Source organism: Ilyomonas limi (genome assembly GCF_005233845.1).
GTDB classification, from domain to species: domain Bacteria; phylum Bacteroidota; class Bacteroidia; order Chitinophagales; family Chitinophagaceae; genus Ilyomonas; species Ilyomonas limi.
This window is the reverse complement of sequence record NZ_SZQL01000058.1, coordinates 1-1,645: the sequence shown is the minus strand read 5'-3', so window position 1 is coordinate 1,645 and position 1,645 is coordinate 1. Positions and strand designations below refer to the sequence as shown.

Here is a 1,645-nt window from a genome sequence, read left to right as displayed (position 1 = left end):
AGATGAAAATACCATTCAGCACTATGTCAAAGCGCAGGGAGCCGAAAAAGAATATAAAAGGATTCACCAACAGCAGCTAAGGCTGTTTTGATACCTCGTCAGCTTGCTGCGAGGTAGTTCATTTGGCGAAGCCATTTTCGAACTGTTGACGCTGTTTTACGCGGTATCTTATCTGGGCGCTATAAAGATTTAATCCATTATCTAAAATCCCTTCGGCCATCTTACACATGGAAAGTTCTCTGGCTTTATTACACTTTAAAAAAATTCGCTCCATAGTTATTTTGTTATTAACCTATTCCAGTATAATACAACTTCTAAAACTATTTTTTTTGAAATGCCTGTGTACCCATAACGATTTAAACAGGCCTCTGAATTCGAATTTTCTATTCAGTTCCTCTTTGCAAAACTGTCAACCTGTAGACGGACAAGACCGGATCGATTTTATTTTAAATAAAACGATCAATGTAGTTTATGATTTCAATCAAATTGTAGCTCGAATGTCTCCATAAATCTCAGGGTATTTGTTAAACATCATGGCCACAAATCCGCATTCCGGTATTATTTTCAGGTTATTTTCGCGTGCATAATCTACTACCGCACTTACTAATTTTTTCCCATATCCATTTCCACGTTGCGTAAGGCCAATACTTGTGTATCCTGCTTTTAATACACCAGGAGTAATATTGACCACCATTCTTCCGACTTCCTGGCTATCTACATGTAGCGAAAAAAAAGAGATTCCTTTTCCACCTTCGTGTATTTCAATCTTTTCCATTTTATATAGTTTTTAATAATTGAGAATTCAAATAAAAAAAATCTTTCGTACAATGTATCTTTATACGTATTGCGATGATTGCAGTAGTTCTTTTATAATAATTGCATGATTATGCCTTTCGTCCTTTGCGGAATAAAGTGGGGTTAACGTTTTAAGCTTATTTTTTAAAGTTTTTAGCTGTGTAAGGGACACAGAACCAGACAATTCGGCAGCATATCACCTGTAAAATAATTTCCACTTTTCCGGTTGATGGCCCCACCATTTTCTTAAGGTCTGGGAAGGGGTCACATCCTTCAACCATTCATATTTTTTGTGCATCTTCCTTTTTAATTCCTTTTGGCCAAAGCCGGTCAACCACCGCACGATATCTATTGTCATTAGACATTGCTTCATATATACTTTTGACACATACTGGCATCTTGCATTTGGTTTAATTATGAATGATTGCTTCAGACAATCTAAGTTTTCTTCCAGCCTTCTTTAAGATCAACGGTTCGATTAAAAATTAAATGATCTGCGCTTGAGTTCTTGTCTTTTATAAAATATCCCAATCTGATGAATTGAAAGTGTATGTTTAAATGATTTTCTGTCGCCAGATCATGCTCTACATAGGCGTTTTGTAATACCTGAATACTTTTTTCATTAAAATGATTTATGAAATCGTCTCCCAGTTGATTAGGATCTTCCACATTAAAAAGCTTATCATAAAGCCGGATTTCAGCGGGAACAGAAAAAGGAATGCTTAACTGGATATTTCGTAGAAGTTGACCAGGTGATTTCGTGGCAAATTGACCACCTGTTTTGCTGGCGAAGTGTTGTATAGTTTGCTGTAAAAGCAGTTGTCAAAAATAATAAGTTTACCGGTTTATA

Annotated in this window: 2 protein-coding genes and 2 pseudogenes; all 4 read right to left on the bottom strand. The window is 35.9% G+C overall.

Translation table 11 applies throughout. The features are described from left to right. Positions 1–481 precede the first annotated feature (481 nt). Positions 482–775 (bottom strand): GNAT family N-acetyltransferase, encoded by a 294-nt coding sequence (locus tag FC093_RS23525; RefSeq protein ID WP_137264271.1) that lies wholly within the window; start codon positions 773–775, stop codon positions 482–484. Positions 776–835: 60 nt separating this feature from the next. After that, positions 836–1,153: pseudogene (locus FC093_RS24765) on the bottom strand (DUF488 domain-containing protein). Then, positions 1,119–1,193: pseudogene (locus tag FC093_RS24760) on the bottom strand (hypothetical protein); the annotation flags it as partial. The pseudogenes FC093_RS24760 and FC093_RS24765, both read right to left, overlap by 35 nt. 40 nt (positions 1,194–1,233) lie before the next feature. Continuing rightward, on the bottom strand, positions 1,234–1,515 hold the full coding sequence (locus tag FC093_RS24320) for a hypothetical protein (protein WP_262711042.1): 282 nt from the start codon (positions 1,513–1,515) through the stop codon (positions 1,234–1,236). Positions 1,516–1,645 lie beyond the last annotated feature (130 nt).